The 24152-nt window shown below is 35.5% G+C and carries 26 protein-coding genes and 2 pseudogenes; 17 read left to right on the top strand and 11 right to left on the bottom strand.

The genetic code is table 11. From position 1 onward, the window contains the following. Positions 1–53 precede the first annotated feature (53 nt). On the bottom strand, positions 54–608 hold the full coding sequence (locus MKX66_RS13915) for a DUF2777 domain-containing protein (RefSeq protein WP_341086417.1): 555 nt from the start codon (positions 606–608) through the stop codon (positions 54–56). 242 nt (positions 609–850) lie between these two features. On the opposite strand from MKX66_RS13915, the gene asnB reads away from it, so the two are divergent. The 3 genes and pseudogenes from asnB to katB all read left to right on the top strand — a co-directional run bounded on the left by asnB (position 851) and on the right by katB (position 4867). After that, a complete protein-coding gene (asnB, locus tag MKX66_RS13910) occupies positions 851–2698 on the top strand; it encodes an asparagine synthase (glutamine-hydrolyzing) (RefSeq protein ID WP_061675293.1) in 1848 nt (615 codons plus the stop codon). A gap of 189 nt (positions 2699–2887) precedes the next feature. After that, positions 2888–3365 (top strand): annotated as a pseudogene (locus MKX66_RS13905) (ferrochelatase). A 35-nt stretch (positions 3366–3400) separates the two neighbouring features. After that, the gene (gene katB / locus MKX66_RS13900; RefSeq protein WP_215590909.1) at positions 3401–4867 is read left to right on the top strand and encodes a catalase KatB; all 1467 of its coding nucleotides are present in this window, start codon (positions 3401–3403) and stop codon (positions 4865–4867) included. Between the two features lie 181 nt (positions 4868–5048). Here katB and MKX66_RS13895 read toward each other — a convergent pair whose 3' ends face one another. Further along, positions 5049–6281, bottom strand: coding sequence for an ammonium transporter (locus tag MKX66_RS13895; RefSeq protein WP_002011245.1), 1233 nt, complete (start codon positions 6279–6281; stop codon positions 5049–5051). 158 nt (positions 6282–6439) lie between these two features. Between MKX66_RS13895 and MKX66_RS13890 the strand changes: the two genes are divergently transcribed. Next, a complete protein-coding gene (locus MKX66_RS13890; RefSeq protein WP_215552764.1) occupies positions 6440–7801 on the top strand; it encodes an alpha-amylase family glycosyl hydrolase in 1362 nt (453 codons plus the stop codon). 18 nt (positions 7802–7819) lie between these two features. Here MKX66_RS13890 and MKX66_RS13885 read toward each other — a convergent pair whose 3' ends face one another. Next, the gene (locus MKX66_RS13885) at positions 7820–8311 is read right to left on the bottom strand and encodes a YajQ family cyclic di-GMP-binding protein (protein WP_002011241.1); all 492 of its coding nucleotides are present in this window, start codon (positions 8309–8311) and stop codon (positions 7820–7822) included. A 284-nt stretch (positions 8312–8595) separates the two neighbouring features. On the opposite strand from MKX66_RS13885, the gene MKX66_RS13880 reads away from it, so the two are divergent. Next, entirely contained in the window at positions 8596–9450 is an 855-nt protein-coding gene (locus MKX66_RS13880; RefSeq protein WP_002011240.1) for a CvfB family protein, read from the top strand. Between the two features lie 266 nt (positions 9451–9716). Here the strand turns inward: MKX66_RS13880 and MKX66_RS13875 are convergent, their stop codons facing one another. Then, complete coding sequence (locus MKX66_RS13875; RefSeq protein WP_002030282.1) at positions 9717–10016, bottom strand: hypothetical protein; 300 nt, start codon at positions 10014–10016, stop codon at positions 9717–9719. Between the two features lie 631 nt (positions 10017–10647). Here MKX66_RS13875 and MKX66_RS13870 point away from each other — a divergent pair. From MKX66_RS13870 to MKX66_RS13850, 5 genes and pseudogenes are all read left to right on the top strand, one after another. Then, positions 10648–11556, top strand: coding sequence for an acyl-ACP desaturase (locus MKX66_RS13870; protein WP_215590911.1), 909 nt, complete (start codon positions 10648–10650; stop codon positions 11554–11556). 195 nt (positions 11557–11751) lie between these two features. Further along, positions 11752–12213 carry a CarD family transcriptional regulator gene (locus MKX66_RS13865; RefSeq protein ID WP_002166152.1) on the top strand — a complete coding sequence of 154 codons (462 nt, stop codon included), beginning with the start codon at positions 11752–11754 and terminating at the stop codon, positions 12211–12213. Positions 12214–12758: 545 nt separating this feature from the next. Continuing rightward, positions 12759–12905 (top strand): BC1881 family protein, encoded by a 147-nt coding sequence (locus MKX66_RS13860; RefSeq protein WP_002011296.1) that lies wholly within the window; start codon positions 12759–12761, stop codon positions 12903–12905. 297 nt (positions 12906–13202) lie between these two features. Next, the gene (locus tag MKX66_RS13855) at positions 13203–13436 is read left to right on the top strand and encodes a hypothetical protein (protein WP_044437760.1); all 234 of its coding nucleotides are present in this window, start codon (positions 13203–13205) and stop codon (positions 13434–13436) included. A 68-nt stretch (positions 13437–13504) separates the two neighbouring features. Continuing rightward, a pseudogene (locus tag MKX66_RS13850) lies at positions 13505–13726 on the top strand (DUF2642 domain-containing protein). A gap of 67 nt (positions 13727–13793) precedes the next feature. Here the strand turns inward: MKX66_RS13850 and MKX66_RS13845 are convergent. Beyond that, positions 13794–14069, bottom strand: coding sequence for a hypothetical protein (locus MKX66_RS13845; protein WP_002166150.1), 276 nt, complete (start codon positions 14067–14069; stop codon positions 13794–13796). A gap of 277 nt (positions 14070–14346) precedes the next feature. On the opposite strand from MKX66_RS13845, the gene MKX66_RS13840 reads away from it, so the two are divergent. Then, on the top strand, positions 14347–14610 hold the full coding sequence (locus MKX66_RS13840; RefSeq protein ID WP_341086409.1) for a hypothetical protein: 264 nt from the start codon (positions 14347–14349) through the stop codon (positions 14608–14610). A gap of 135 nt (positions 14611–14745) precedes the next feature. Here the strand turns inward: MKX66_RS13840 and prsA are convergent, their stop codons facing one another. Further along, on the bottom strand, positions 14746–15603 hold the full coding sequence (gene prsA / locus MKX66_RS13835) for a peptidylprolyl isomerase PrsA (RefSeq protein WP_215590912.1): 858 nt from the start codon (positions 15601–15603) through the stop codon (positions 14746–14748). A gap of 130 nt (positions 15604–15733) precedes the next feature. Further along, entirely contained in the window at positions 15734–15865 is a 132-nt protein-coding gene (locus MKX66_RS13830) for a DUF3941 domain-containing protein (RefSeq protein ID WP_001120851.1), read from the bottom strand. A 100-nt stretch (positions 15866–15965) separates the two neighbouring features. Here MKX66_RS13830 and MKX66_RS13825 point away from each other — a divergent pair, with 100 nt between their 5' ends. Beyond that, a complete protein-coding gene (locus MKX66_RS13825) occupies positions 15966–16823 on the top strand; it encodes a YitT family protein (protein ID WP_341086408.1) in 858 nt (285 codons plus the stop codon). A gap of 26 nt (positions 16824–16849) precedes the next feature. Here the strand turns inward: MKX66_RS13825 and MKX66_RS13820 are convergent, their stop codons facing one another. The 3 genes from MKX66_RS13820 to MKX66_RS13810 form a co-directional block, all read right to left on the bottom strand. Next, positions 16850–17047 carry a DUF3813 domain-containing protein gene (locus MKX66_RS13820; RefSeq protein WP_341086406.1) on the bottom strand — a complete coding sequence of 66 codons (198 nt, stop codon included), beginning with the start codon at positions 17045–17047 and terminating at the stop codon, positions 16850–16852. Next, complete coding sequence (locus MKX66_RS13815; RefSeq protein ID WP_215590913.1) at positions 17048–17188, bottom strand: competence protein; 141 nt, start codon at positions 17186–17188, stop codon at positions 17048–17050. Positions 17189–17293: 105 nt separating this feature from the next. Continuing rightward, positions 17294–18103 carry a Cof-type HAD-IIB family hydrolase gene (locus MKX66_RS13810; protein WP_002030271.1) on the bottom strand — a complete coding sequence of 270 codons (810 nt, stop codon included), beginning with the start codon at positions 18101–18103 and terminating at the stop codon, positions 17294–17296. A gap of 491 nt (positions 18104–18594) precedes the next feature. Here MKX66_RS13810 and MKX66_RS13805 point away from each other — a divergent pair, with 491 nt between their 5' ends. Together MKX66_RS13805 and clpB are read left to right on the top strand one after the other, a co-directional pair. After that, complete coding sequence (locus MKX66_RS13805; protein WP_002086997.1) at positions 18595–18774, top strand: YjzC family protein; 180 nt, start codon at positions 18595–18597, stop codon at positions 18772–18774. A gap of 173 nt (positions 18775–18947) precedes the next feature. Beyond that, positions 18948–21548, top strand: coding sequence for an ATP-dependent chaperone ClpB (gene clpB, locus MKX66_RS13800; RefSeq protein ID WP_341086402.1), 2601 nt, complete (start codon positions 18948–18950; stop codon positions 21546–21548). Positions 21549–21581: 33 nt separating this feature from the next. Here the strand turns inward: clpB and MKX66_RS13795 are convergent, their stop codons facing one another. Then, the gene (locus tag MKX66_RS13795; RefSeq protein ID WP_001211111.1) at positions 21582–21764 is read right to left on the bottom strand and encodes a YjzD family protein; all 183 of its coding nucleotides are present in this window, start codon (positions 21762–21764) and stop codon (positions 21582–21584) included. 155 nt (positions 21765–21919) lie between these two features. Here MKX66_RS13795 and MKX66_RS13790 point away from each other — a divergent pair, with 155 nt between their 5' ends. From MKX66_RS13790 to MKX66_RS13780, 3 genes are all read left to right on the top strand, one after another. Further along, positions 21920–22654, top strand: a complete 735-nt coding sequence (locus tag MKX66_RS13790) for an alpha/beta hydrolase (RefSeq protein ID WP_215590915.1) — start codon at positions 21920–21922, stop codon at positions 22652–22654. Between the two features lie 29 nt (positions 22655–22683). Then, positions 22684–23556: an NAD(P)-dependent oxidoreductase gene (locus MKX66_RS13785; protein WP_341086399.1), complete on the top strand. Its 873-nt coding sequence runs from the start codon at positions 22684–22686 to the stop codon at positions 23554–23556. Positions 23557–23620: 64 nt separating this feature from the next. Then, on the top strand, positions 23621–23797 hold the full coding sequence (locus MKX66_RS13780; RefSeq protein ID WP_002011319.1) for a ComZ family protein: 177 nt from the start codon (positions 23621–23623) through the stop codon (positions 23795–23797). Positions 23798–24152 lie beyond the last annotated feature (355 nt).

The raw sequence follows: 24152 nt of genomic DNA, 5'->3' as shown, positions 1-24152 counted from the left end.
AAATAAAACCACCTTATGATCTCAAATATTTGGGAGATAAGGTGGTTTTTATTTTATGTCGCATCAATATGCAACTCTTCTCCGTTTACTTTCGTAAATCGCAAAATATTTTTATTAGAGGAAGAGTGGCGTACAAAATGATGCTGCAATGTACAAATCATCTCTTCATTATCAAATAAAAGAATATTTACTCCTTCGCATGTTTCCTCTTTTGGCAAGAAGGATAAATAATTATGACAATACATGCAATCATATAAAGAGTAATTAAGTGATTGCAATGATTCGGTTAATAATGTAAAGACAGAGTCAGGTAATTCCTCAAGCCATTCATTATAGCTAAGAAGTAATTTTTTTCGAATTCGTATCATTTCCCCGTTTTGGAGAGAATGTTGTTCATTTGCAATTTGTAATATGTCTTGTTCATAAAAACGAGCTGGTAGCCAATTGTTGTTATATAAAATTTCAAAACCATCTTCAGCAATATCTTCTAATAGAAAAGCCTCATCATTTTCATCATCAAAGAATACCCATTCTTTGTTTATATATTCTACATTACCGACTGTATGAGCGCGCGGTTGGTTATACAAAATGTGTTTGCGTTGTATCATAGTTCATTTCTCCTTTTATAGAAATAGTTATTCTTGTTATGGACAGTTCGTACGTTCTTTATAACTAGACACACCTAAAGATAGATGGGCATACAATAAAACACGCTTTACACTGTGAAACTGCTATTCCATATGTGGATAGTTAGTTATCGTCAAGTTTGTTGTTTTTATGTATCCGCACTCATAGGGTGGGGATTACTGCACGTTCGGAAACAGATATTAGATTAGGAAGGATGATTCTTATGTGCGGGATTACAGGATGGGTGGATTATAAACGCTCATTAGAAGGGGAAAGGGACATCGTGACGAAGATGGCGGAAACGCTAGCGAAACGCGGTCCAGATGATAATAAAGTTTGGATTAAAGGGAACGTCGCATTTGGGCATAAACGGTTAATCGTTGTAGATCCTGAAGGTGGTAAACAACCCATGACTTGTTTAAAAGACGAAACGAGTTATGCGATTTGCTATAACGGAGAGCTCTACAATACAGAAGATATTCGCAAAGAGTTATTAAGAAGAGGTTATACATTTAAAGGGCATTCCGATACAGAAGTACTATTGGCATCTTATATTGAATGGAAAGAAGAATGTGTCGATCATTTAAACGGTATATATGCGTTTGCAGTATGGGATGAGAAAAATGAACGAGTCTTTATTGCTAGAGATAGATTAGGTGTAAAACCGCTTTTTTATAAATATGATAGCGGACGATTATTATTTGGTTCAGAGTTAAAAGCGATACTAGCGCATCCAGATGTGAAGGCGGAAGTAACGTTAGAAGGGTTGTCAGAAATATTTGGCCTCGGACCATCTAGAACGCCTGGTCACGGTGTATATGCTGGTATTCAAGAACTGCGTCCGGGTCATGCAATGACGTTCTCAAAAGACGGTTTATGTATATGGAGATATTGGAATGTAGAAAGTAAAAAACATGAAGATTCATTTGAAGAAACAGTAGAGAAAACTCGTTTTTTATTACAAGATGCGATTACGAGACAATTAGTTTCTGACGTACCACTATGCACTTTTTTATCAGGAGGTGTAGATTCAAGTGCTATCACAGCAATTGCCGCGAAAGAGTATGAAAGATCAGGGAAAGGTCAATTGCACACGTATTCTGTTGACTATGAAGATAACGACAAATATTTTAAAGCGAATGCGTTTCAGCCGAATTCAGATGCGCCATTTATTAATTTAATGACAGAGACATTTCAAACAATTCATCATCGCTGCGTCATTTCTAATGAACAACTAGCACAGTATTTAACAGAAGCAGTACTCGTTCGCGATTTGCCTGGTATGGCAGATATTGATTCTTCATTATTATGGTTTTGCCGTGAAATAAAACAAGATTTTGTCGTCGGTTTATCTGGAGAATGTGCAGATGAAATATTCGGCGGTTATCCGTGGTTTTATAGAGAAGATGATTTACAATCAAGTGCATTTCCGTGGATGCGTTCTACAGAAGCGCGTGAACAACTTCTGAAGAAAGAATGGAGAAATAAATTAAATTTACAACAATATGTACAACAACGCTATGAAGAATCCATTCAAGAAGTTCCTATTTTAGAGGGAGAAAGCCCATTAGAAGCGAAGAGACGACAATTATTTTATTTAAACATGGTATGGTTTATGACAACATTATTAGACAGAAAAGACCGTATGAGTATGGGGGCAAGCTTAGAAGTACGCGTTCCATTTGCGGACCACCGACTTGTCGAATATGCGTGGAATATTCCTTGGGAAATGAAAATGTATAAAAACCGCGAAAAAGGTCTATTGCGTAAGGCTTTAGAAGGATTACTTCCAAATGATATATTGTATAGAAAGAAAAGTCCGTATCCGAAAACGCATAACCCGCACTATACGAAAGCAGTCACAGTATGGCTCCAAGATTTATTAACGGATAAAGGCTCAATTTTGCATGAATTGTTCGATAAGGAGCAATTGAGCGGATTGATCCAGTCTGGCGGCAGTGCATTTCAAAAACCATGGTTTGGTCAATTAATGACTGGGCCGCAGCTTTTAGCTCATTTAGCGCAAATTCATGTTTGGTTTAAAGAGTATGGGGTAAATATTAAGGAATAGGGAAAGAGCGGCTTATATTTATGTGAGCCGCTCTTTTTCTTAAATAAATTGTCATATAAAATTCGAAATCATATTAGAAATAATACTTATTTAGAATTATTATTTTGACGTACTTATTATTGCTTGTTATAATTGGAAACAAATGTTCTTGAAAAAGATTCTCATTTCCAAAATTGAGGTGCTATATAGATTACGAAGAAGAAAATAGGTTTGCTTGTAATGGCATATGGAACACCGGAGTCATTAGATGATGTAGAAGCTTATTATACTCACATTCGTCATGGCCGTAAGCCATCTGAAGAAGCGCTCCAAAATTTAATCGGACGGTATAAAGCGATTGGTGGAATTTCACCGCTTGGGAAAATAATGAAAGAGCAGGCGCATAAATTAACAGATTCAATGAATAAAATGTTTACAGAGTATGAATTTGTTTGTTACTTAGGTTTAAAACACATTGCTCGATTTAGGAGTTTTATATGACACCGATTATGAATGTAAAGTTGTAACTGATGAATTAAATGCCGCATATTTTAGACTAAATATGCCCAATTCACAATCTGTATTTATTGATTGTTTAGCTGAAATTGTTTCCAAAAAAATGAAGGAAATAGTTGACAAGGATTTAATTTTGAATAATAATTATTTTATAATGATTTTAAATAAATAATAATTACTATGAAGGAAAGAGGAGGATCACCCTTGATGAATCCAAATAAGCGCTTAACAACAAACCAAGGTGCTCCAGTTGGAGATAACCAAAACTCTCGTACAGCTGGTCGCCGTGGACCGGTATTGTTAGAAGACTATCATTTAGTAGAAAAACTTGCTCACTTTGATCGTGAACGTATTCCTGAGCGTGTTGTGCATGCACGTGGTGCAGGTGCTCACGGTGTATTCGTAACGAAAAACAGCATGCAGCAATATACGAAAGCAGCGTTTTTACAAAATGAAGGAACTGAAACACCTGTATTCGTTCGTTTCTCAACGGTTATTCATGGTCAAGGTTCTCCAGAGACAGCTCGTGATCCGCGTGGGTTCGCTGTTAAATTTTATACAGAAGAAGGAAACTACGATATCGTAGGTAACCACTTACCAGTTTTCTTCATTCGTGACGCAATTAAATTCCCTGACATGGTGCATTCTTTAAAGCCAGCACCTGATACAAATGTTCAAACGCCAGATCGTTACTGGGATTTCATGACGTTAACTCCAGAATCTACACATATGATGACGTGGGTATTTTCTGATTATGGTACACCGGCAAACTACCGTGAAATGGAAGGATTCGGCGTACATTCATTTAAATGGATTAATGCAGAAGGTAAAATTGTTTACATTAAGTATCACTGGAAACCACAGCAAGGTGAACGTAACCTAAGTGCAAAAGAAGTCGAGCAAGTGCAAGGAAAAGACTTCAATCATGCAACTCGTGACTTGTTCGATGCAATCGAAAAAGGAAATTATCCGAAGTGGGATTTACACGTACAAGTAATGCAACTAGAAGAAACGGATTCTTTAGATTTCGATCCACTAGATCCGACGAAAGTATGGCCAGAAGATCGTTTCCCATTAATTGAAGTAGGGACGATGACGTTAAATCGTAACCCGAAAAACTTCTTTGCGGAAGTAGAACAAGTGGCGTTCTCTCCAAGTGCAACTGTAAATGGTATTGAACCATCTGAAGATAAATTATTACAAGGTCGTTTATTCTCTTACCCAGATACGCAGCGTTATCGCCTTGGTGCAAACTATTTACAAATTCCTGTAAACTGCCCATACGCAGCTGTTCGTAATCAACAACGTGATGGTGCGATGCAAGTGGATCAAAACCCATCTACAATAAACTACGAACCGAGCCGTCATACTGAAAATCCAGTTGAGGACCCAACTTACCGCGATTCAACTATGAAAGTAGAAGGCTACGTATCTCGTGAAAAAATTGACAAACCAAATGATTTCAAGCAAGCGGGTGAGCGTTACCGTTCATTCTCTAAAGAAGAGCAAGACAACTTAATTGCGAACTTAACAAACGACTTAAAAGGCGTAAATGAGCAAACGAAATTACTAGCTATTTGCAACTTCTTCCGCGCAGATCATGACTACGGAATGCGTTTAGCAGGGGCGTTAAATGTTGATATTACGCAGTATGTAGGGAATGTTCCGAAGTAAATAGGAAAAGACGACTGTTAAACGGTCGTCTTTTTTGTGTAAAATCATGCAGGGTATTTTGCGTTTTAGCTATGTCAGAATTCGTCGGTAAATCGATATATTTATGGGAATACAGGATGGGGTATGCTAATCAGTGCGAAAAAAGAGATGCAATCTACTATTAATAGATTGCATCTCTTTTTTAATTTACTCGCTCAGTATACTCATAAGCTTTCTCCCCGTGCATCGAAATATCAAGCCCCATTTGTTCTTCGTGCTCATCGACGCGAACAGGAAGGAAGAAGTTAATTGCCTTAATAATGGCGTACGTCATTATGATCGTGAATGCATATGTTGCTCCGATTGCTACAAGTTGTTTGAAAAGGAGAGTGGCGTTTCCGTAAAATAATCCGTTAGCGCCATCGCTATTTATAGTAGTAGTAGCAAATAGTCCAGTTGCAATACCGCCCCAAGTTCCTCCAATGCCGTGGCATCCAAATGCATCGAGTGTATCGTCGTATCCGAACTTGTTTTTTAAGAAGAAGACAGCTCCGAAGCATAATATACCGCCAATTGCTCCGATAAGAAGAGCGGAGAAAGGTGTAACGAATCCACAAGCCGGCGTAATTGCGACTAAACCAGAAACAACCCCGGAAGCAGCTCCCATCGCAGTCGGTTTTGATTGGAAGAACCATTCAGAAAGCATCCAAGTTAGAGCTGAGGCAGCGGCGGCTATATTTGTATTAATAAATGCAGTTAAAGCTACGTCATTTAAAGATAATGCACTACCGACGTTGAAACCGAACCAGCCGAACCAGAGTAAGCCTGCGCCTAACATTGTAAAAGGTAAATGATGAGGGGAGGTGCCGCTTATGTTTTTTCGTTTTCCAAGAAAAATAGCTAATACAAGACCAGCAACGCCAGATGTGATATGAACGACATTACCACCAGCGAAGTCTAACGCGCCGAGTTCTCTCAGCCATCCGCCAACGCCCCATACCCAATGAGCGACAGGATTGTAAACGATTGTTGTCCAAAGAAGGATAAAAATAAGAAAGGCAGAAAATCGCATTCTTTCGGCGAATGCCCCTGAAATTAAAGCGGGAGTTAAAATAGCGAACATGAGTTGGAACATCATAAATAAATTGTGAGGAATAGTAGATGAGTAGTCTGGGTTTGGTGCGTAGGTAACTCCGTTTAGACCGAACCAATCGAGATTGCCGATAAGTCCGTGCCAATCTGGCCCGAATGATAAAGAATAACCGATAACAATCCATTGAATCGAAACGATAGCCATTGCGCTATAACTGTGCATTGTCGTGCTGAGTACGTTTTTACTGCGAACCATACCCCCATAAAAAAGTGCCAATCCTGGTGTCATCAACATGACCATTACTGTCGTTACAAAAATAAAAACTGTATCTCCCGTATTCATTCTCTCTCCTCCTATGATGTTAGAAAAAATAACATCTATATGTTATGTTTCATATCATATTCGAAATAAAAAGAAAAATCAACTAAAAATTCAGAAAACTTTTTTAGATGATGTTAGAAAACCTAACATGATGTATTTTTGGAGGATAAAATCAACGTATGCGATTTGCTCTGAAAATTGGTATAATATTCTTACAATTGGAAGTTTGGGGGATGCGTGTGAAAAAAATATGGACTAAGGAACTATTCATTTGTTTTTGTTTAGCTGTTATTTTGTTTGTACCAGTACATACTTTTGCGGAAGAAAAAAGGGAATGGCGAGATGAAGTTATATATTCCATTATGATTGATCGCTTTAATAACGGAGAATCGAAAAATGACAAACAGTTAGACGTTGGTAATTTAGAAGGGTATCAGGGCGGAGATATACGTGGGATTATAAAAAGATTGGACTACATAAAAGAAATGGGATTTACTACTATTATGCTTTCGCCGCTTTTTGAAAGTGAAAAGTATGACGGATTAAGCGTTCGAAATTTTCAAAAAGTAAATGAACATTTCGGAACAGAAAATGATGTGAAAGAACTTGTAAATGAGGCTCACAAAAAAGGAATGAAAGTTGTCTTTCAATTTCCGTATGAAGAAAATGAACAACAATTAATAGACTCGATGAAATGGTGGATAAAAGAAGTCGATTTAGACGGAAGTTATGTGATACATAGTGAAAAAAAGCCGCGTGCTTTTTGGGATGAAGTGCAAAAGGATTTGCAAAAGGTAAAGAAAGATTTTCACATTATGACAAAGGAAGATAATGAGTACTATAAAAAAATAGTAGAGTCATTTTCAAAAGTAGATATGTCTGTGAAACCTTTATATGATGTGAGTGGAAAAGAAGAGGAATTCGCTACGTTTTTAGATAATCAAGAAACAAAGCGATTTGCACGTATTGCAAAAGAAAATATGTATTACCCACCGTCTCGTTTAAAACTAGCGATCACTTACTTGTTAACATCCCCGGGGATACCGAATTTTTATTACGGAACTGAAATCGCATTAGATGGGGGAGATGCTCCAGATAATAGACGATTAATGGATTTCAAATCTGATGAAAAGTTTATGCAGCACATAACGAAGCTAGGTGAACTTAGACAAGCGAGACCATCTTTACGACGTGGTACGTTTGAACTTCTATATGATAAAGATGGAATGAGTATATTAAAACGAAAGTATAAAGATGAAGTAACACTAGTAGCGATTAATAATACGAAAGAAACGCAAAAGGTCTCCTTACCTGTAAGTGCAATTGGTGAAAAACAAGAGTTAAGAGGATTGTTAGAAGACGAAATTATAAGAGAAGAAAACGGAAAGTTTTATCTTGTTTTAAAGCGCGAAGAGTCGAATGTGTATAAAGTTAGCGAAGAAACAGGTGTGAATTGGTTGTTTATCTCCTTAATAGTCGGTGTGAACGTATTATTTATTGCTTTTTTAATTGCGGTTAAAAAGAAAAGATCCTCTGTATAGATAGAGGATCTTTTTTTCTTAGCGGTAGTTAATGAACTGTACGTCGATTGGTAAGTCGACGCTGCGAACGGCTGCGATTACTGCTTGTAAGTCATCACGGCTTTTCGCTGTTACGCGTACTTGGTCATCTTGTACTTGCGTTTTTACTTTTAATTTCATTTCTTTAATGATGTTGTTAATTTTTTTCGCGTTATCTTTATCGATACCTTGTTGCAGAGTTGCACGTTGGCGAACAGTATTACCAGATGCAGTTTCAACTTTTCCGTAGTCCAAGTTTTTAATTGGAACGTTACGTTTTACAAGTTTAGAAATTAGAACGTCTTTTACTTGGTCTAATTTGAACTCGTCCTCAGAAGTTAAAACAAGTACTTCTTTTTCTAATTTAATATCACTTTTACTACCTTTAAAGTCATATCGGTTTTGGATTTCCTTTAATGCGATGTTAATTGCGTTTGTTACTTCAGGTAATTCTACTTTCGAAACGATGTCAAAAGAACTCTCTTTTGCCATAGTTAGCACCTCCAAATAAATTTCTATCTTTTCATGCACCTAAATAGGCTATGTAATATACATATTAAAGTATAGCGGAAAATACATCGATTAGATAGAGTGTTGCAACTTAAGTGTTTTGACGGATCATCCGTAGAGGAATATAGTCCTATAGATACAGTCTTTATTTAATTATAGTGAATTTTGGGCAGTTGGACAAATAAAGGGAAAATCGTGTTATAATTAACTTTTGTTTGGAATGATAAAAAAGATAACTTTATATATATAGAAGGGAATTAAAAAATATGTATTTGCAATTAGGATCGATTGAACAGGTAACTGTTTTACGCGAAACGGAAATCGGATATATGGTTGGAAACGAAGAGGAAGAAATCTTCCTACATAAAAACGAATTAGCTGGAGAAATTGCAGAAGGCGATACGATTGATGTATTCTTATACCTTGATCACCAAAATCGTATTTCAGCAACAATGAAGGAACCAATTATTACAACACATGATTGGAATTGGGTAAAGGTTGTAGAAGTTATTCCTAGTTTAGGTGTGTTTGTTGATATTGGTGTATCAAAAGATATACTAATTCCACTTGATGAGTTTCCAATTTATATGCCAGTATGGCCTCAGGAAGGCGACGAATTATATTGTACGTTAAAATTAACGAATCGTGATCGTTTAATTGCTCTTCCGGCAAGAGACAGTGATATGCAAGAAATTATCGTAGATGCAACGCCATCTATGCGTAATAAAAACGTAAATGGACGTGTGTATCGCTCACTTCAAGTTGGTTCATTCATACTAACTGACGAGCATTTCCGTGCTTTCTTACACCATACAGAAAGAAAAGAACAAGTCCGCATCGGTGAGCGCGTAACAGGTCGTATTATTGACGTGAAAGACGACGGTACAATTAACATTTCACTTCTTCCTCGTAAAGAAGAAGGAATGGAAGATGATGCAGCAGTACTTTATGCATATATGGAAGAACGAGGCGGAGCAATGCCGTTTTGGGATAAGAGCAACCCAGAAGACATTAAAGAACGTTTCAATATGAGTAAGGCTGCATTTAAGCGTGCACTTGGTAAACTGATGAAAGAAGAAAAGATTTACCAAGAAGAAGGCTGGACTTACTTTAAGAAATAAGATAAATGAAAAAGAACTATTTTTTCTCTTAATTTTTAAGAGAAGAGATAATTCTTTTTTTTATTATAAAGTACATAAAAAGTAAATAAGGTGTAATAAAATTCGCAAAATCTGAAGATATACAAACGACTAGAATACGTTATGGTTTTTATTATAACAAGAAAGAAGAGTATTTCGAATAAAAAGAATATTAAAATGAGTTTTTGGGCTTTTAGTTAACAAAGTTTCGAAAATACACACTTTATAAAGGTTTCCTTTAAATATGATTATTGTGTTTCGAGGGTTTCCTTATAAATCTTAGCTATATATTTTACAAAATCAATGATGGGATAGTGTATGAGCGAGCGGTGCTGCGTAAAACGAACTCCTGATTTTTCCATTTTTGAAATAATTTGTTCAATCTCCAACTCTTTTTGTTGTATCTTATTATAATTTTGATATACAATGTTTTTCCATTGATAGGAAGAACCATGAAAATAACTCTCTCCTTTTACCCTGTGATTAAATATTATTTCTATTTTTTCTCTACGTTGTCTTTCCTTCATATACGATTCCGTTGACTGCATGGTTATCGCCTCTTTCCTTTGTATTGTATACTGTTTCCGAAAATTCGGTCTAACTCATCATAGCCAATGTACAGTGATTTTGTTGGGAATTGTCGTTTAAGGCTATCTTATCAACTGTATATATTTTGCAATTTCTTAATCTAATATCTTATATCTAAATAAATTGTTAGTGTGTATAAAACGCCATTAATCTTTTAAGTTTTTGCTACCAATAACAAAATTAGAAAGTAGCGAAAACGGATGAAAGATAAATTCTTTATCAATCTTAATTATAAAACGATTCTTTATGGATATGCACCTTTTTATACTCACCAAGATTTACAATATGACGAGTATCTTCATCCATGAATGTTATCCTCTATTTGCTGAGGATAGTTTTTTTATTTAGGCTAAGCAACATATCGTATGCCTCAGAACCCTTTTTATAAAAAAGGACAATATATGTAACGGTTTCCCTTTTGATATGAAAAAAATCATATAGAAATAAAGCGTTCTTAAAGTGGTTTGTTAAAAATTTGTTGTATTTGACTTAAAAAAAGGAAAGTAATATTTATTTGTAGAAAATTTTTAAGGATACAAATGAATGTAAAAATAGAATGACTATCTACGATAAAAAAGGGGGCACTTATATATGCTAACAAATGATTTAGATTTTCGATTAGAACCACGTTTAAAAGAACTGTATGAACAACATAAAATAAGAGCGCAGAAGATAGACTGGGGTTATCATGAGTTTTTACCATGGGATAAGGGAATGGACTTTAAAAGAGTTCCTTGGGATGAAAGTCAAGTTACTCTTCCTTCTGGTGTAATTACGGCTATTGAGACAGCTTTATTAACAGAAGTGAATTTACCGTGGTTTACAACGTATTTATCGGCGACCTTTAAAGGATCCCTTTCTGTTATTACAGACTTTATTCATACTTGGACCTCAGAAGAGGATCAACATTCGAATTTATTGGAGACATATTTACTACTCACTCGAAGTGTGAACCCTAAACGAATACATGATTTAAGAAAGTCAGTCGTTGAGGGTGGATTTGAGCCTGATTTTCATACACCAATCGAAGCAATGACGTATACGACGCTACAAGAACTTGCAACGCTGGTGTTTTATAATAACGTAGCTAAGGTTTCAGGTAAGCATGATCCAGATCTTGCTACATTATTACGTCGTCTCGCCAAAGATGAGACTCTTCATTATGCGTTTTATCGAGACGTCATTCGAACACATTTGGAATTAGAACCTAATTATTGCTATCATATTGCCAATGTGATTAAGAATTTTAAAATGCCAGGTGCCGTCATGCCTGATTTTGAAAATAGAATGGCTGTGATTGCAAAAGAAGCGAATTATGGACCACTACAATATTTTGATCAAGTACTTGATGTAGTGGTTGATTATTGGGGGTTAAAAGACTTACGACCAATTGCACCTTTAGCTGAAAAAGCAAGAATTGAGATTTTGGAATACCACACAAGATTGAAAAAAATACGGGATCGATTTGGTCGTTTTCAAGGGAAAACTGATCTACGTTAATGAGTAGAGATTTCTGAATATAAGCGGGGAAATCTGACACACTCCCTATTGTTTTTGGGGTGTTTTTTACTTAATTTAATTTTTATCAAAAAAGTAGTTGACGATAAAAATGATTTTATGATATTATAAAATATTTGATAAAAAATCACATATATGTTAAGGTTGAGAAGGTTACCATATATGGAGGTGGATTATATGTTTCAAATTGGCGATAACATTGTTTATCCAATGCACGGAGCAGGTATAATTGAAGCCATAGAAGAAAAAGAATTCTCAGGAAAAAAACAACAGTATTATGTTATAAAAATGTCAATCAGTAATATGCAAGTCATGATTCCTATGGGGAAAATATTAAGTTCGAGTATACGCCCAGTTACTGATATACTTGCATTAAAACACATTATACAAATTTTTCAGCATGGAGAATCAGATAAATTATTGCCGTGGAAACAAAGGTATAAAGTGAACACGGACAAAATAAAAACGGGTGAAATACAAGAAGGTGCTGAAGTTGTACGTGATTTAATGCGTATGAAGAAAGAAAAGGCACTTAATACAAGCGAAAAAAAAATGTTGGATAACGCACATGAATTTTTGATTAGTGAACTAGGATTAATTAAAGGAATCACTGAAAATCAAATAAAAAGTTTCTGTTAAGATTCATTATAGATAATGTATTACATCCCCCGAAAATATCCTGAATTTTTCGGGAATATGATGATTATTAAAAGTAAATCATTTCAAAGACATTCAACTTCTTTAACTCACTTTTAGAGTAGGAACCTCTTTTGTTATTACTTCAATCTAATCCATTTTTATTTTTAAATTTCTTTTACGAACGTTCGAAGTTTCATCAAATAACTCAATTAAATAGTCACTTGATTTTGCAATCCTGATTCACACTGGCACGGACAAGGAGCCGTAAGGATGAAAGAGAGGTAGGGCTTTCATTGTTTTAGGTAATATACTATCTAAGTCATTATTTCTAGAAGAAAACACAATCAATCTCACCGCTATCTTTAAGAATTTCTTACATCTACTGAGACAGTGAATAGTAATTGTTTATCTTCTTTACGTAAAATTGATAAGCGAACTGGTAACACCATATGGTTAACTATAAAAAATGGTTTCCAGACCAGGAAACCACTTTTAATTTTATTTACATAACAATAGTAAATTAAGCAGTAAGAAGGAGTGCACACATGAAAAAAATGTTAACTAAAGAATTAAGTAAAGAATTAAAGAAGCGGGAAGGGGTCATTTCTATTACAGTTGAGCCTTATGAAAAAATCGAAGTTGGTGGAATTCGTGTAGATGGGCCAGCTGTTATTCTAATTAATCAAGAATAGCTAAAAATAGTTGAATGCACGAAGAAAAGGATCAGCCTTTAAGAGAAGGGAGGATCCTTTTTGTTTGCTGCAGCTAATATGGGATACACATAATTTTCATCTGATGTGTTGGGGTTAATAGGAAGGAGAGGGTCGGGATTATCATAGTGGAAAGCTTAACATTGGTAGGATTTCTTTTCATGTTATATACATTAGTTGCTAAAAAAACAAACTAATTATTTAAAACGATATATGGTTTCCTTTTTAAGGGCGAGATTTATTTGATAGTGAAATGGATAATGTAAAGGAGGAATTTAGATGGATGCAAGGAAAGAACGCATAAAATACGAAAAGATGTCAAAGAATTATGACCGTATTTATTCAGTTTCGTTTCTCCTATTAATTGTACTTGTTTGTAGTAGTGTGATTATCATAGGAGCTACAGGGGGAAAATATGGAGTGTTTTTATTGTTAGCAATTTTACTTACCGCACGTATTACGAAAGAATCTCAAAAAAAGTATGAGCAGTATTCTAATAAAGCGCGTATTTAAAATGATACATATCTTGAAAGGAACAACCTGGATGTACATTCAAAATATCCCCATATCATTTCCTATTAATGATTTTTTTTGCAGGAAATGACTTTAGTAAACACAATATGGTAAGTGTACCTAATCCCCGCGTATATCAGACATTACATTCAGCAATTGGTAAATATGTGGTTATTTAAACTGTAAGAGGTAAGTTAAAAAATGTGAAACCGAATTATTTGCTCATTGAAGATACGGTGCCGCATATTGTAGGTATTCAACAAATTGTATGGATTATGCCAAAACAATGATCAAATTACATCTAATTTGATTTATAACAGATTGGTGTCATAGACGATCAAATAAAAATACAGGGTTTTATCTCTGTGTTTCTTCAAATTTTCGTTTTTGAATATATGCTTGAGCATGAATGATTTCTTCCTGCAGTGCTTCTAATTCTTCCGTAGATCCTGATTCAATCCTCATATAAGTAGTAACTAAACTAATCATCATATCCATCTTCTCTACTATATTTTGAATGACCTGTTCAGATTGCTCTTTTTTAGGGTGTTGTATTGCTATTAATACATTTTCCATATAATTGTTCTTTCTTTGCTGGATATCATAAATAAACTGTTTTGTGTTTGAGTTCATTTGTTGTTCCTCCTTTTGGATATATTTTCATTCTATCATATTTGAATAGAAAATATTGGATTCCCCTAAATTCACACCTGTCTCGTATATCTCCACAAATATACAAACTAATTCCTTAACGTACAGGGAATAAATTGAAATACGTCAATTTAATGTCTAAATGTACAGTTTTCTTTTTTGGGTATGGTGCCCCCTAATAGCTTCAGTTGAATTTTGTATGCTTTTGTTACAAGAGATTAAGAAAGAATAGATGAGATATTGAAACGGAGGTACGGAAGTGCAAGATAATGTACTAGAACAATTAATAAACCGTCTTTTCGTAGTATGTCCTGAAAAAGAACGTGAAATATTAGCGGTGGATTTAAATGATATATATGAGAGTAGTGAAAGATTCGAAAAATTGCTTGAAAATATTATGAAATCTCAGCAAAATAAAGACGACTTAATAGATATATTAATTGAAGTAGAGATAGAACTAGATCACATCAATTGGCATTATAAAAGTCTGAAGAAAAAGCTGAAAGTATTAATGAAAGAATAAAAGAAGTAGGCTGCTCAAGTAGCCTACTTCTTTATGTTGTTAATTTTTGTCGGTAAATCGATATATTCGAAAAACCGCCGATACAATCCCATTTACCATCATGCATACTGTTCAAAAAGTTTGCACCCTCGTTTTTTATTTCTCTTTCCCAAAAAGATGAGAAAATGTATCTTCCAAGTCACTGTCGTTTATTTTAATATCTGCCTTTTTTAATTCATCTTGTAATAATTTTTGACCGAAGGAAGGGTCGGCAAGACGTTCTTCTTCTAAGTCTTTACGTATAGAGTCTTTCACTTTATCGTAAGGTTGTAAATCTTTTTTATCAGTTAGTTTAATAATGTGATAGCCGTTTGGTGATTTTACGGGATTGCTAATTTGGCCGGGCTTTAATTTGTAGGCAGCTTTTTCAAATTCAGGTGTCATTTTTCCTGCCCCGAAGTATCCGAGGTCTCCGCCATTATCTTTTGATGCTAAATCTTGAGATTCTTGTTTTGCTAATTCTTCAAATGAAGTGCCGGTATCTAATTTCTTCTTTATCTCTTTCGCTTCATTTTCGTTACTTACTAAAATGTGACTAGCTTTAATTTCTGGTTTATAGTGGTCTTTCACATCTTTTTCTGTAACGCTTTGTTTAATCGCTTCATTCAATGCAAGTTTGAATTTAATTTGATTTTTGAAATCTTCTTCATCTTTTAAACGATTATTTTCTAGTGTTGCTTTGAATTGTTCTCCATATTGATCTTTTGCTTTTTCTACTTCTTTATCTACTGCATCATCAGATACTTTATATTTTTTAGTAATAACATCTTGTGCTACCATTTCGTATAGCGTGTCTTTTCCGTATCGATCTTTCAATTGTTTTTCGAAATCGCTCTTTGTAATTGTTGAGTTTGTTGTTGTAGCGATTGTGGCCGAGTCATTTTTTTGTCCGCAAGCAGATAGCATTAATATACTTATTAGTGCAGTGATAATGAATGTACTTTTTCCTTTCATGCTAACACCTCATCCGAATATGTTATCGCTATTGTAGAATATAGAAGTGAACATGAAGTGAATTTTTAATGTTTTTTCCCTGTAAAATGTAAAAAAAGTACATCAACATTAACGTTGATGTACGATGTAATCAAAGGTGATCGGTTTTCTTAGAATATGCACGTTTTCCTTGCTGAATATTTTTTTGCTCTTGTTCATTTTTTTGAGTGCGCTTTGCATTATTGTCGCGTGCTTTTTTGTCGTTATCGCTAGTATGTGGCATATGTATCAACTCCATTTCTAAACGTTGTATGTTTATCATTTCCTTTTTCGTAAAGACTATGTATAGCGGTGCATTCATGAATACTAAAGGTGGATTAGAAATGGATTTGAAGCTGAATTATACTGAACTTATTAAGAAGTTAGTCGTTGTAATTATTGCGGGTTTATTAAATGCGATTGGGATGAATTTATTTTTAACACCAGCGAAAGTGTATGCGAGTGGTTTTGCTGGATTGTCTCAATTATTGTCACAAATATTAGGTGACTTTTTATCTATTCATATATCTACGGGGGTATTGTTTAGTTTGTTTAATATTCCTGTCGTTATTTTAGCGTGGAAAAAGGTTGGAAAGGACTTTACATTTTTTAGTTTTCTTTGCGTTGTATTTATGACTTTGTTTTTAGAAATTATCCCAGTTAGAGCGGTTTCGCACGATATTATATTGAATGCGATTTTTGGTGGGATTATTTCAGCGATTGGGGTAGGGGTTGCTTTAAAGTGGGGGGCTTCTACAGGTGGTCTAGATATTATTGCTATGATTTTATCAAAAATAAAAGATAAGCCTGTCGGCACGTATTTTTTCTTCTTTAATGCACTTATCATTATCGCTGCTGGCTACGTGTATGGATGGGAAAAGGCATTATATACTTTAGTCACTTTGTATGTATCAACGAGAATTATTGATGCGATTCATACCCGTCATGTGAAGATTACGGCATTAATTGTTACAAAGAACGGGGCAGATGTGCGAAAAGCGATTCACTCTCGCTTAGTGAGGGGGATTACAACTATACCAGCAACAGGTGCTTATACAAATGAAAATAAAGAAATGTTAATGATTGTTATTACTCGTTACGAGTTGTACGAATTAGAGAGGGTTATTAAACAAGTGGACCCAGGTGCATTTACAAATATACTGCAAACGGTCGGTGTGTTTGGATTGTTTAGAAAAGATTAAGGAGGACCAAAGCTGGTCCTCCTTTTTTAATGCGAATTCGTAATGTTTTGCAATTGCTCCTGCATTTCACGTAGCTGAACTTTTTCAGCAGTTGAAGAGTTTGCATAAGCAGAGTGCAAAGAGTTTTTTGCTCTATAAACGAGTTCCTGTTGTTCAGTGCCACTTGAACAAGAAACGGCACTTGAAACAGCGTCTCTAGCTTGTTGGAATAGTAAGTTCCCCATTTAAACCCCTCCAAATGAAGAGTTACTTCTCGCTTTTTCTGCCTCAGCTAATGTACCTCTGTACGGGAATCTTGCATCATGCTTCATAACAGCATCGGTTCCTTGCTGGATAAAACGTTTTGATTTGTTCTTTTTACCCATTCGAAAAACCCCCTTTATTTAGCTGAAAACAATTGACGCGCTGACTTTTGCGTCTAATAATAGTATGAGCGTTTAGCGAGAAACTATAAGCAGGGAATTTTTAGATTACAATCCAAGAACCTCTTCTAAATATAGAGCGATACCATCTTCTTCATTCGTTAATGTCGTATGATTTGCAAGTGATTTTAATTCAGGAATCGCATTACCCATTGCGATTCCATGACCAGCAAATTCGATCATTTCAAAGTCGTTATCCTCATCACCAAAAGCGATAATTCGCTCTTTAGGAATGTTATAATGGCCTGAAATTTTTTGTAATCCGACAGCTTTATTTAATCCGCTTTTTACAATTTCAATAATTGGCCAAGGTGCACCCCATTTTCTATGGTCGATGACTTCAGCATGCATATCTGTTAAATGTTGGCGAATTGCAGCAGAATGCTCGTCATGTGCATCGATTAATAAGCAAGTTGGATGGTCGTTTAAAATATTTAATAAATCTCCTGTGAAAATCTTTGGAGAACCGAATTCAAAAATATGTTTTTTATCTTCATCAATTTCACGGACATACACATCATCGATGACTTCAGCATAGACATTTTTCACGCCGAAATCAAAGCAAGCTCGGACGATTTCTTGCGCTGTTGAAAGTTCAAGAGGAGAGTGATGTGTTCCCCAACTTGAATCAAGAGGGTGATGCACGTAAGCTCCATTAAAGTTTACGATTGGTGTGTTAAGGCTAAGTTCTTTATAATAATCGTAACTAGCGCGGAATGGACGTCCTGTTGAAATAACGACAATATGTCCTTGTTCTTTTGCTTTTGCAATTGTGTTTTTCGTTCTTGGAGAAATTATTTTGTTGTCTGTTAATAAAGTTCCGTCTAAGTCTAATGCGATTAAATGTTGTTTGTTCATAATTTCACCTCTTATAATAAATTTTTTGATTCTATCTGTATTTCCGTTTTTAATATGCAGAAATAAGAGGTTAGACTGGGTGAAACTACTGTAGATGAAAGTTTCACTATATATCCATCTTACGTCGCGAAGCGCTGTGGTGTCTACTATTTCTCGTTGGAAATTAGGAAAAGTCAATATCTTTTTAGAAAGTTCAAATAATTTTTTTTTCATTATGTACAAATTGTGAAAAGGGTTACATTGCTCGTATGATGAGGCTTATAATGAACATGTAATCTTCTCGTATATGTTTGACTCTCCTTTGAAACTGGCCTAAACTTTGGTTGGTTTCTTTTTTTTCAACAAATATGCCAATAATTCCTGCTTAAGGTTGTGTAATTATATATATGTACATGGGTAAACGGTAGTACTTGTTTCCTAAACATGACAGAAAAGCTTTCTTTTAAAATGGATATACTAATGAGGCAAGACGTCATGGAAGGAGAATGGAAATGGGACAAAATCGCAGGTTTCGTTCAGGGCAAAAAGCGCCAAATGATGGCATTTACGTAGAAATTGGTGAAACGGGAAGTATGGTGAAAAATCCGCAAATGGTACAATTAACTGCCGGTGAAAAGTTTCCAGAGAACGCAAATCATAACCGTCAGTGGACATATAAAAGAAAACCGTAACAGAAGCCGCAATCGTTATTGCGGCTTTTTTGATTAGGAAAATGAATGTTACTTTTTTCTTTTTCCAATAATAAGTTTGAAAATACATAAGCAAAATTATTGTATAAAAAAGTCAGTTGGCGTATAATCAAATCAAAGGTCAAAGAAAGTCAAACATTTGGAGGACTGTAAAGATGGACTTAAATCAAATGACAACGAAAACACAGGAAGCGATTATGAGTGCTCAATCTTTAGCGGTATCTCATCATCATCAAGAAGTAGATACTGTTCATCTATTGCTTACGTTATTAGAGCAGCAAGACGGATTAACGGTACGTATTTTTCAAAAAATGAATGTCGATATAGAAGCGTTAAAGCAAGGCGCCGAAAGTTTAATTAAGAAAAAGCCTTCTGTAACTGGAAGCGGGGCAGAGGCAGGGAAATTATATGTAACAGGTGCTTTGCAACAACTGCTTGTAAGAGCAGGAAAAGAAGCGGAGAAATTGCAAGATGATTACATTTCAGTTGAACATGTATTGCTTGCTTTTTCAGAAGAAAAAGGCGATATAAATCAATTACTTACAAGATTTCACATTACGAAAGATAACTTATTACAGTCTTTAATGACAGTTCGGGGGAATCAAAGAGTGACTAGTCAAAATCCAGAAGCAACTTATGAAGCGTTAGAAAAATATGGTCGTGATTTAGTGGCGGAAGTGAGAGCGGGGAAAATTGATCCTGTTATCGGTCGCGATAGTGAAATTCGACGTGTAATCCGCATTCTTTCACGTAAAACGAAAAACAACCCGGTTTTAATTGGTGAACCCGGTGTTGGTAAAACAGCAATCGTTGAAGGATTAGCGCAGCGTATTGTGAAAAAAGATGTCCCAGAAGGATTAAAAGATAGAACAATTTTCGCTTTAGATATGAGTGCGCTTGTAGCTGGAGCGAAATTCCGTGGTGAGTTTGAAGAGCGTCTGCAAGCTGTATTAAATGAAATTAAAAAGAGTGAAGGTCGCATTTTATTATTCATTGATGAACTTCATACAATCGTCGGCGCTGGTAAAACAGAAGGAGCGATGGATGCGGGGAATATGTTAAAACCGATGTTAGCGCGTGGTGAACTGCATTGTATCGGGGCAACGACATTAGATGAATACCGTAAATATATTGAGAAAGATCCAGCGTTAGAAAGACGTTTCCAACAAGTGTTAGCAGAAGAGCCAACTGTTGAGGATACAATTTCCATTTTACGTGGTTTAAAAGAGCGTTTTGAAATTTATCACGGTGTAAATATTCATGACCGCGCGATTGTAGCAGCATCTGTTTTATCAGATCGATACATTTCGGATCGCTTCTTACCTGATAAAGCGATTGATCTAGTTGATGAAGCTTGTGCAACAATTCGAACAGAAATTGATTCTATGCCAACAGAACTAGATGAAGTAACGCGCCGCATTATGCAGCTGGAAATTGAAGAAGCTGCTCTTGGGAAAGAAAAGGACTTAGGTAGTCAAGAGCGCCTAAAAACATTGCAACGTGAATTATCGGATTTAAAAGAAGTTGCAAGTAGTATGAGAGCGAAATGGGAGAAAGAAAAAGAAGACATTCATAAAGTGCGTGACTTACGTGAGCATTTAGAGCGCTTGCGCCGTGAGTTAGAAGAAGCAGAAGGAAATTACGATTTAAATAAAGCAGCTGAGCTTCGCCACGGGAAAATTCCAGCTATCGAAAAAGAGTTAAAAGAAGCGGAAGAGATGGGTGCACATAATAAACAAGAGAATCGCTTATTACGCGAGGAAGTAAGTGAAGAAGAAATTGCAGACATTGTTTCAAGGTGGACTGGTATTCCTGTCGCAAAACTCGTTGAAGGTGAACGTGAGAAATTATTACGTCTTGAACAAATTTTATCAGAGCGTGTTATCGGTCAAGAGGAAGCGGTAAGCCTTGTATCAGACGCAGTACTTCGTGCTCGCGCTGGCATTAAAGATCCGAATCGTCCAATTGGTTCATTTATTTTCTTAGGCCCTACAGGTGTTGGTAAAACTGAGCTTGCAAAAACGTTAGCGCAAACACTATTTGACAGTGAAGAGCAAATGATTCGTATCGATATGTCTGAGTATATGGAGAAACACGCAGTGTCACGCTTAATTGGAGCGCCTCCTGGATATGTTGGATATGAAGAAGGTGGACAATTAACAGAAGCAGTAAGACGTAAACCATATTCTGTTATTTTGTTAGATGAAATCGAAAAAGCACATCCAGAAGTATTCAACATTTTATTACAAATGTTAGACGATGGTCGCATTACAGATTCACAAGGACGTACAGTAGACTTTAAAAATACGGTTATTATTATGACTTCAAATATTGGATCTGCTCACTTATTAGAAGGGCTAGAAGAAGATGGTTCTATTAAAGAAGAGTCAAGAGAACTTGTAATGGGACAATTAAGAGGACATTTCCGACCAGAATTCTTAAACCGTGTCGATGAAATTATTTTATTCAAACCTCTTACAAGGAATGAAATTAAAGGTATTGTTGATAAGATTGTACAAGAATTACAAGGGCGTTTAGCAGATCGCCACATATCATTAGAATTGACGGAATCTGCAAAAGAATTTGTTGTAGAAGCTGGATTCGATCCGCTGTACGGAGCTCGTCCGTTAAAACGATACGTACAGCGGCAAGTTGAGACGAAATTAGCGAGAGAATTAATTGCAGGAGCGATTACTGACAATAGTCACGTAGTGGTTGATGTAGAAAATAACGAATTAGTCGTGCGTGTGAAGTAAAAAAAGAGTTCGGATAAAATCCGGACTCTTTTTTTAGTGTTGTTCTACTGGCTCGTTTGGAATCGCAGCTGCAATCGCTAATACTAATACCGCAAGAACAACTGAGAAAATAGACGCTTGGTTAAAATCGTATGTACCGCCAGTCATAGAGCCGATTACATAGCTCATCATATGTACAAGTGCGAACGACCAAATTAATGCCCAAATGAAACGCATATTTTACACCTCTATTCGTTCAATCTGTCCTTATTGTAACACAATTGAAAAAAGAATATAGAAAAATATTTGTAGATTTTTCAACGCAAATTTGCATTCTGTTCATACATTATAAAGAGTACTTTTATACGTTTAGAAAATAAGGCGGGGGAAAAATGAGTATTACGGAACGTTTTTTTTACTTAGAAAAAGAACCATGTGTAATTTATTTACCGGAAAAGCCAAATGGATTTTCTGTTATGCTCCTAGGAGATTATAACTATTTTATTGAGAATGGTACAAGTTTATGGACACAGCATGCAGGGAGAGCTTATTTTTTACAGGGCCTTATTGAAAAAGGATATACGGTCTTTTCATCTAACTTATACGGAAGGCATTGGGGGAACGATCGAGCTGTTCGTCTTGCAAAACGTTTGTATGATGTCGTTCTAAGAAAAGAGACATTGAATGCGAAAATGCACATTATGGCAGATGGTATGGGAGCGCTTGTAGCACTGGAGATGATGAACAAATACCCTGAATGTATACGTTCTGTCGTTATGTTAAATCCGTGTTTAGATTTACCAGAATATGTGGATTTTGAGAAAGAGCATAAGTTTTTTTACAAAAGATTAGTGAAGGAATTAAGTTTGGCGTATGATTCCAAAGAAGAAGAATTAGAATCAAAAATAAATAAGAAATCATTTACGCTTCTGCCATCTTGTGTACCTGTTAAAGTTTTTGTCTCAACACAGGAAAAAAGAGGAAGAAAACAATTGTTACGTAAATACGAGAAAATGAGGCAATTCAATCAATGCGATACTTCTGTTTTATTCCATCTGCAAGATGTGAAATATAAAATGGTTAGACAAACGACTGATTTCTTTAAAAAATATGAAGAAGAATTGTGAAGCTCCCATATACATAAATGAGGAGCTATTTGTTTCAAGGGGAAAGGGTTGGTGGTATGAAACGCGTGCTGATTATAGGTGCACTTACGTTTGTAGGTTATCACCTTGTGAATAAAATGATTGCAGAAGAAGTAGAAGTATATGGTCTTGATTTTGATGAATTTGATAGTATGACAAAAATTAATGAAGAGAAATTATTGTTGATTGGGCGGAATGCGTTATTTACGTACTATTCTATAAGGGATGAAGGCGGATGGCGATCGGTAGAGGAAGAGAGTTTCGATACAGTTTATTTTTGCTTGTATGAGCCGAATCAGCAAAGTGGATTTCGGAATGAAAGGGTCATATTACAATATTTAAAACGAATCGTAAAGATGTGTGAAAAAAATAAAGTAAAGTTAAATCTAATTTCTTCTATTGAAATAGGAAGCACTGAAGAATCCGAAAACAAACATCTATTTTCGAAAGTGGAAGAAGGGTTGAAAAAAGGCGAATTACAATATAGTGCATATCGAGTTCCTACATTATATGGGCCATGGCAACCGTCGTTTATGATGTATCATCAGCTTATTTTATCAGAACTTGATGAAAAAGAGTGCCGTTGTATAAATGGAGAAAAAGGAAGTGATTTACTTTACGTTGAAGATGTATGTGAATATTTATGGGAAAATGGAATGAATGTCAAACACCTCGGTATATATAATTTACTTAGTGGAAAAGAAGAGTTATGGGAAAAAGGTATGAGTCTTTTACATGCAGATGATAAAGTAAATAACAAAAATGTGGAAGTAAGAGATGAAGCTGTAGAGGTTATTTCTATTCAAAAAAATACACCAGTAGAATTCGGTTTAAATAAACAATTGGCACATATGAAAAAATATAAAGAGTTATACGAAGGGTAGCATGCGTGTTACACTATTGTATGGATAATTGATTGAAAAGCTTTAATGGAGAGGAAGAGATTACATGAACGAAAAAAGTATGCAATTTTTACAAATCGCAATGAAGCATTTACCAGAAGCAAAGGCAATTTTAGATTCTAATGGAATTGCACTTGATATGGAGAAAGCACAGCCGGTGTTAGAGCTATTGATGAAAGTAATGGGCGAAGCATATGAGCTTGGGAAAGCAGATAAAGAATAAAACCAAACCCTTCTTTTTTGATGGAAGAGAGGCTCGAGCCGTGGATAGAAGCGGTTGGGGCCTTTTTTTGTTTCGAGTGGAGTGAAACCTGAGGGATGATGAGGCTAAAGGGGAAGGTTATGAGGAGAAGGTCTTAGTTTTGAAGGGAAAGCAGATAAAGAATAAAACCAAACCCTTCTTTTTTGATGGGAGAGAGGCTCGAGCTGTGGATAGAAGCGGAAAGGGCTTTTTTTGTTTCGAGCGGAGTAAGGTCAAAAGTATTGGGAAGTTTATCTTTTGAAAGGATAGGGATTTTTCTGTTTCTTTTAATGAAAAATAAAGTTAGTAATACGCTGTCTTATTTTTTTAGCTGAAA

Source organism: Bacillus sp. FSL R9-9530 (assembly GCF_038008145.1).
Classification (GTDB): domain Bacteria; phylum Bacillota; class Bacilli; order Bacillales; family Bacillaceae_G; genus Bacillus_A; species Bacillus_A mycoides.
The sequence above is the reverse complement of the archived record's forward strand: the minus strand, read 5'-3'. Positions and strand labels throughout refer to the sequence as shown.

Excerpts from the sequence above, each read along its gene's own strand:
- MKX66_RS13890 (WP_215552764.1), top strand. The coding sequence starts at position 6,440 with ATGCGATTTGCTCTGAAAATTGGTATAATATTCTTACAATTGGAAGTT.
- MKX66_RS13915 (WP_341086417.1), bottom strand. The coding sequence starts at position 608 with ATGATACAACGCAAACACATTTTGTATAACCAACCGCGCGCTCATACA.
- MKX66_RS13805 (WP_002086997.1), top strand. The coding sequence starts at position 18,595 with ATGGGACAAAATCGCAGGTTTCGTTCAGGGCAAAAAGCGCCAAATGAT.
- MKX66_RS13815 (WP_215590913.1), bottom strand. The coding sequence starts at position 17,188 with ATGGGTAAAAAGAACAAATCAAAACGTTTTATCCAGCAAGGAACCGAT.
- MKX66_RS13865 (WP_002166152.1), top strand. The coding sequence starts at position 11,752 with ATGTTTCAAATTGGCGATAACATTGTTTATCCAATGCACGGAGCAGGT.
- MKX66_RS13880 (WP_002011240.1), top strand. The coding sequence starts at position 8,596 with ATGTATTTGCAATTAGGATCGATTGAACAGGTAACTGTTTTACGCGAA.
- MKX66_RS13780 (WP_002011319.1), top strand. The coding sequence starts at position 23,621 with ATGAACGAAAAAAGTATGCAATTTTTACAAATCGCAATGAAGCATTTA.
- MKX66_RS13855 (WP_044437760.1), top strand. The coding sequence starts at position 13,203 with ATGGATGCAAGGAAAGAACGCATAAAATACGAAAAGATGTCAAAGAAT.
- MKX66_RS13830 (WP_001120851.1), bottom strand. The coding sequence starts at position 15,865 with ATGCCACATACTAGCGATAACGACAAAAAAGCACGCGACAATAATGCA.
- MKX66_RS13820 (WP_341086406.1), bottom strand. The coding sequence starts at position 17,047 with ATGGGGAACTTACTATTCCAACAAGCTAGAGACGCTGTTTCAAGTGCC.
- MKX66_RS13875 (WP_002030282.1), bottom strand. The coding sequence starts at position 10,016 with ATGCAGTCAACGGAATCGTATATGAAGGAAAGACAACGTAGAGAAAAA.
- MKX66_RS13825 (WP_341086408.1), top strand. The coding sequence starts at position 15,966 with ATGGATTTGAAGCTGAATTATACTGAACTTATTAAGAAGTTAGTCGTT.
- MKX66_RS13895 (WP_002011245.1), bottom strand. The coding sequence starts at position 6,281 with ATGAATACGGGAGATACAGTTTTTATTTTTGTAACGACAGTAATGGTC.
- MKX66_RS13810 (WP_002030271.1), bottom strand. The coding sequence starts at position 18,103 with ATGAACAAACAACATTTAATCGCATTAGACTTAGACGGAACTTTATTA.
- MKX66_RS13885 (WP_002011241.1), bottom strand. The coding sequence starts at position 8,311 with ATGGCAAAAGAGAGTTCTTTTGACATCGTTTCGAAAGTAGAATTACCT.
- MKX66_RS13870 (WP_215590911.1), top strand. The coding sequence starts at position 10,648 with ATGCTAACAAATGATTTAGATTTTCGATTAGAACCACGTTTAAAAGAA.
- MKX66_RS13795 (WP_001211111.1), bottom strand. The coding sequence starts at position 21,764 with ATGCGTTTCATTTGGGCATTAATTTGGTCGTTCGCACTTGTACATATG.
- prsA (WP_215590912.1), bottom strand. The coding sequence starts at position 15,603 with ATGAAAGGAAAAAGTACATTCATTATCACTGCACTAATAAGTATATTA.
- MKX66_RS13860 (WP_002011296.1), top strand. The coding sequence starts at position 12,759 with ATGAAAAAAATGTTAACTAAAGAATTAAGTAAAGAATTAAAGAAGCGG.
- katB (WP_215590909.1), top strand. The coding sequence starts at position 3,401 with ATGAATCCAAATAAGCGCTTAACAACAAACCAAGGTGCTCCAGTTGGA.
- asnB (WP_061675293.1), top strand. The coding sequence starts at position 851 with ATGTGCGGGATTACAGGATGGGTGGATTATAAACGCTCATTAGAAGGG.
- MKX66_RS13790 (WP_215590915.1), top strand. The coding sequence starts at position 21,920 with ATGAGTATTACGGAACGTTTTTTTTACTTAGAAAAAGAACCATGTGTA.
- MKX66_RS13845 (WP_002166150.1), bottom strand. The coding sequence starts at position 14,069 with ATGAACTCAAACACAAAACAGTTTATTTATGATATCCAGCAAAGAAAG.
- clpB (WP_341086402.1), top strand. The coding sequence starts at position 18,948 with ATGGACTTAAATCAAATGACAACGAAAACACAGGAAGCGATTATGAGT.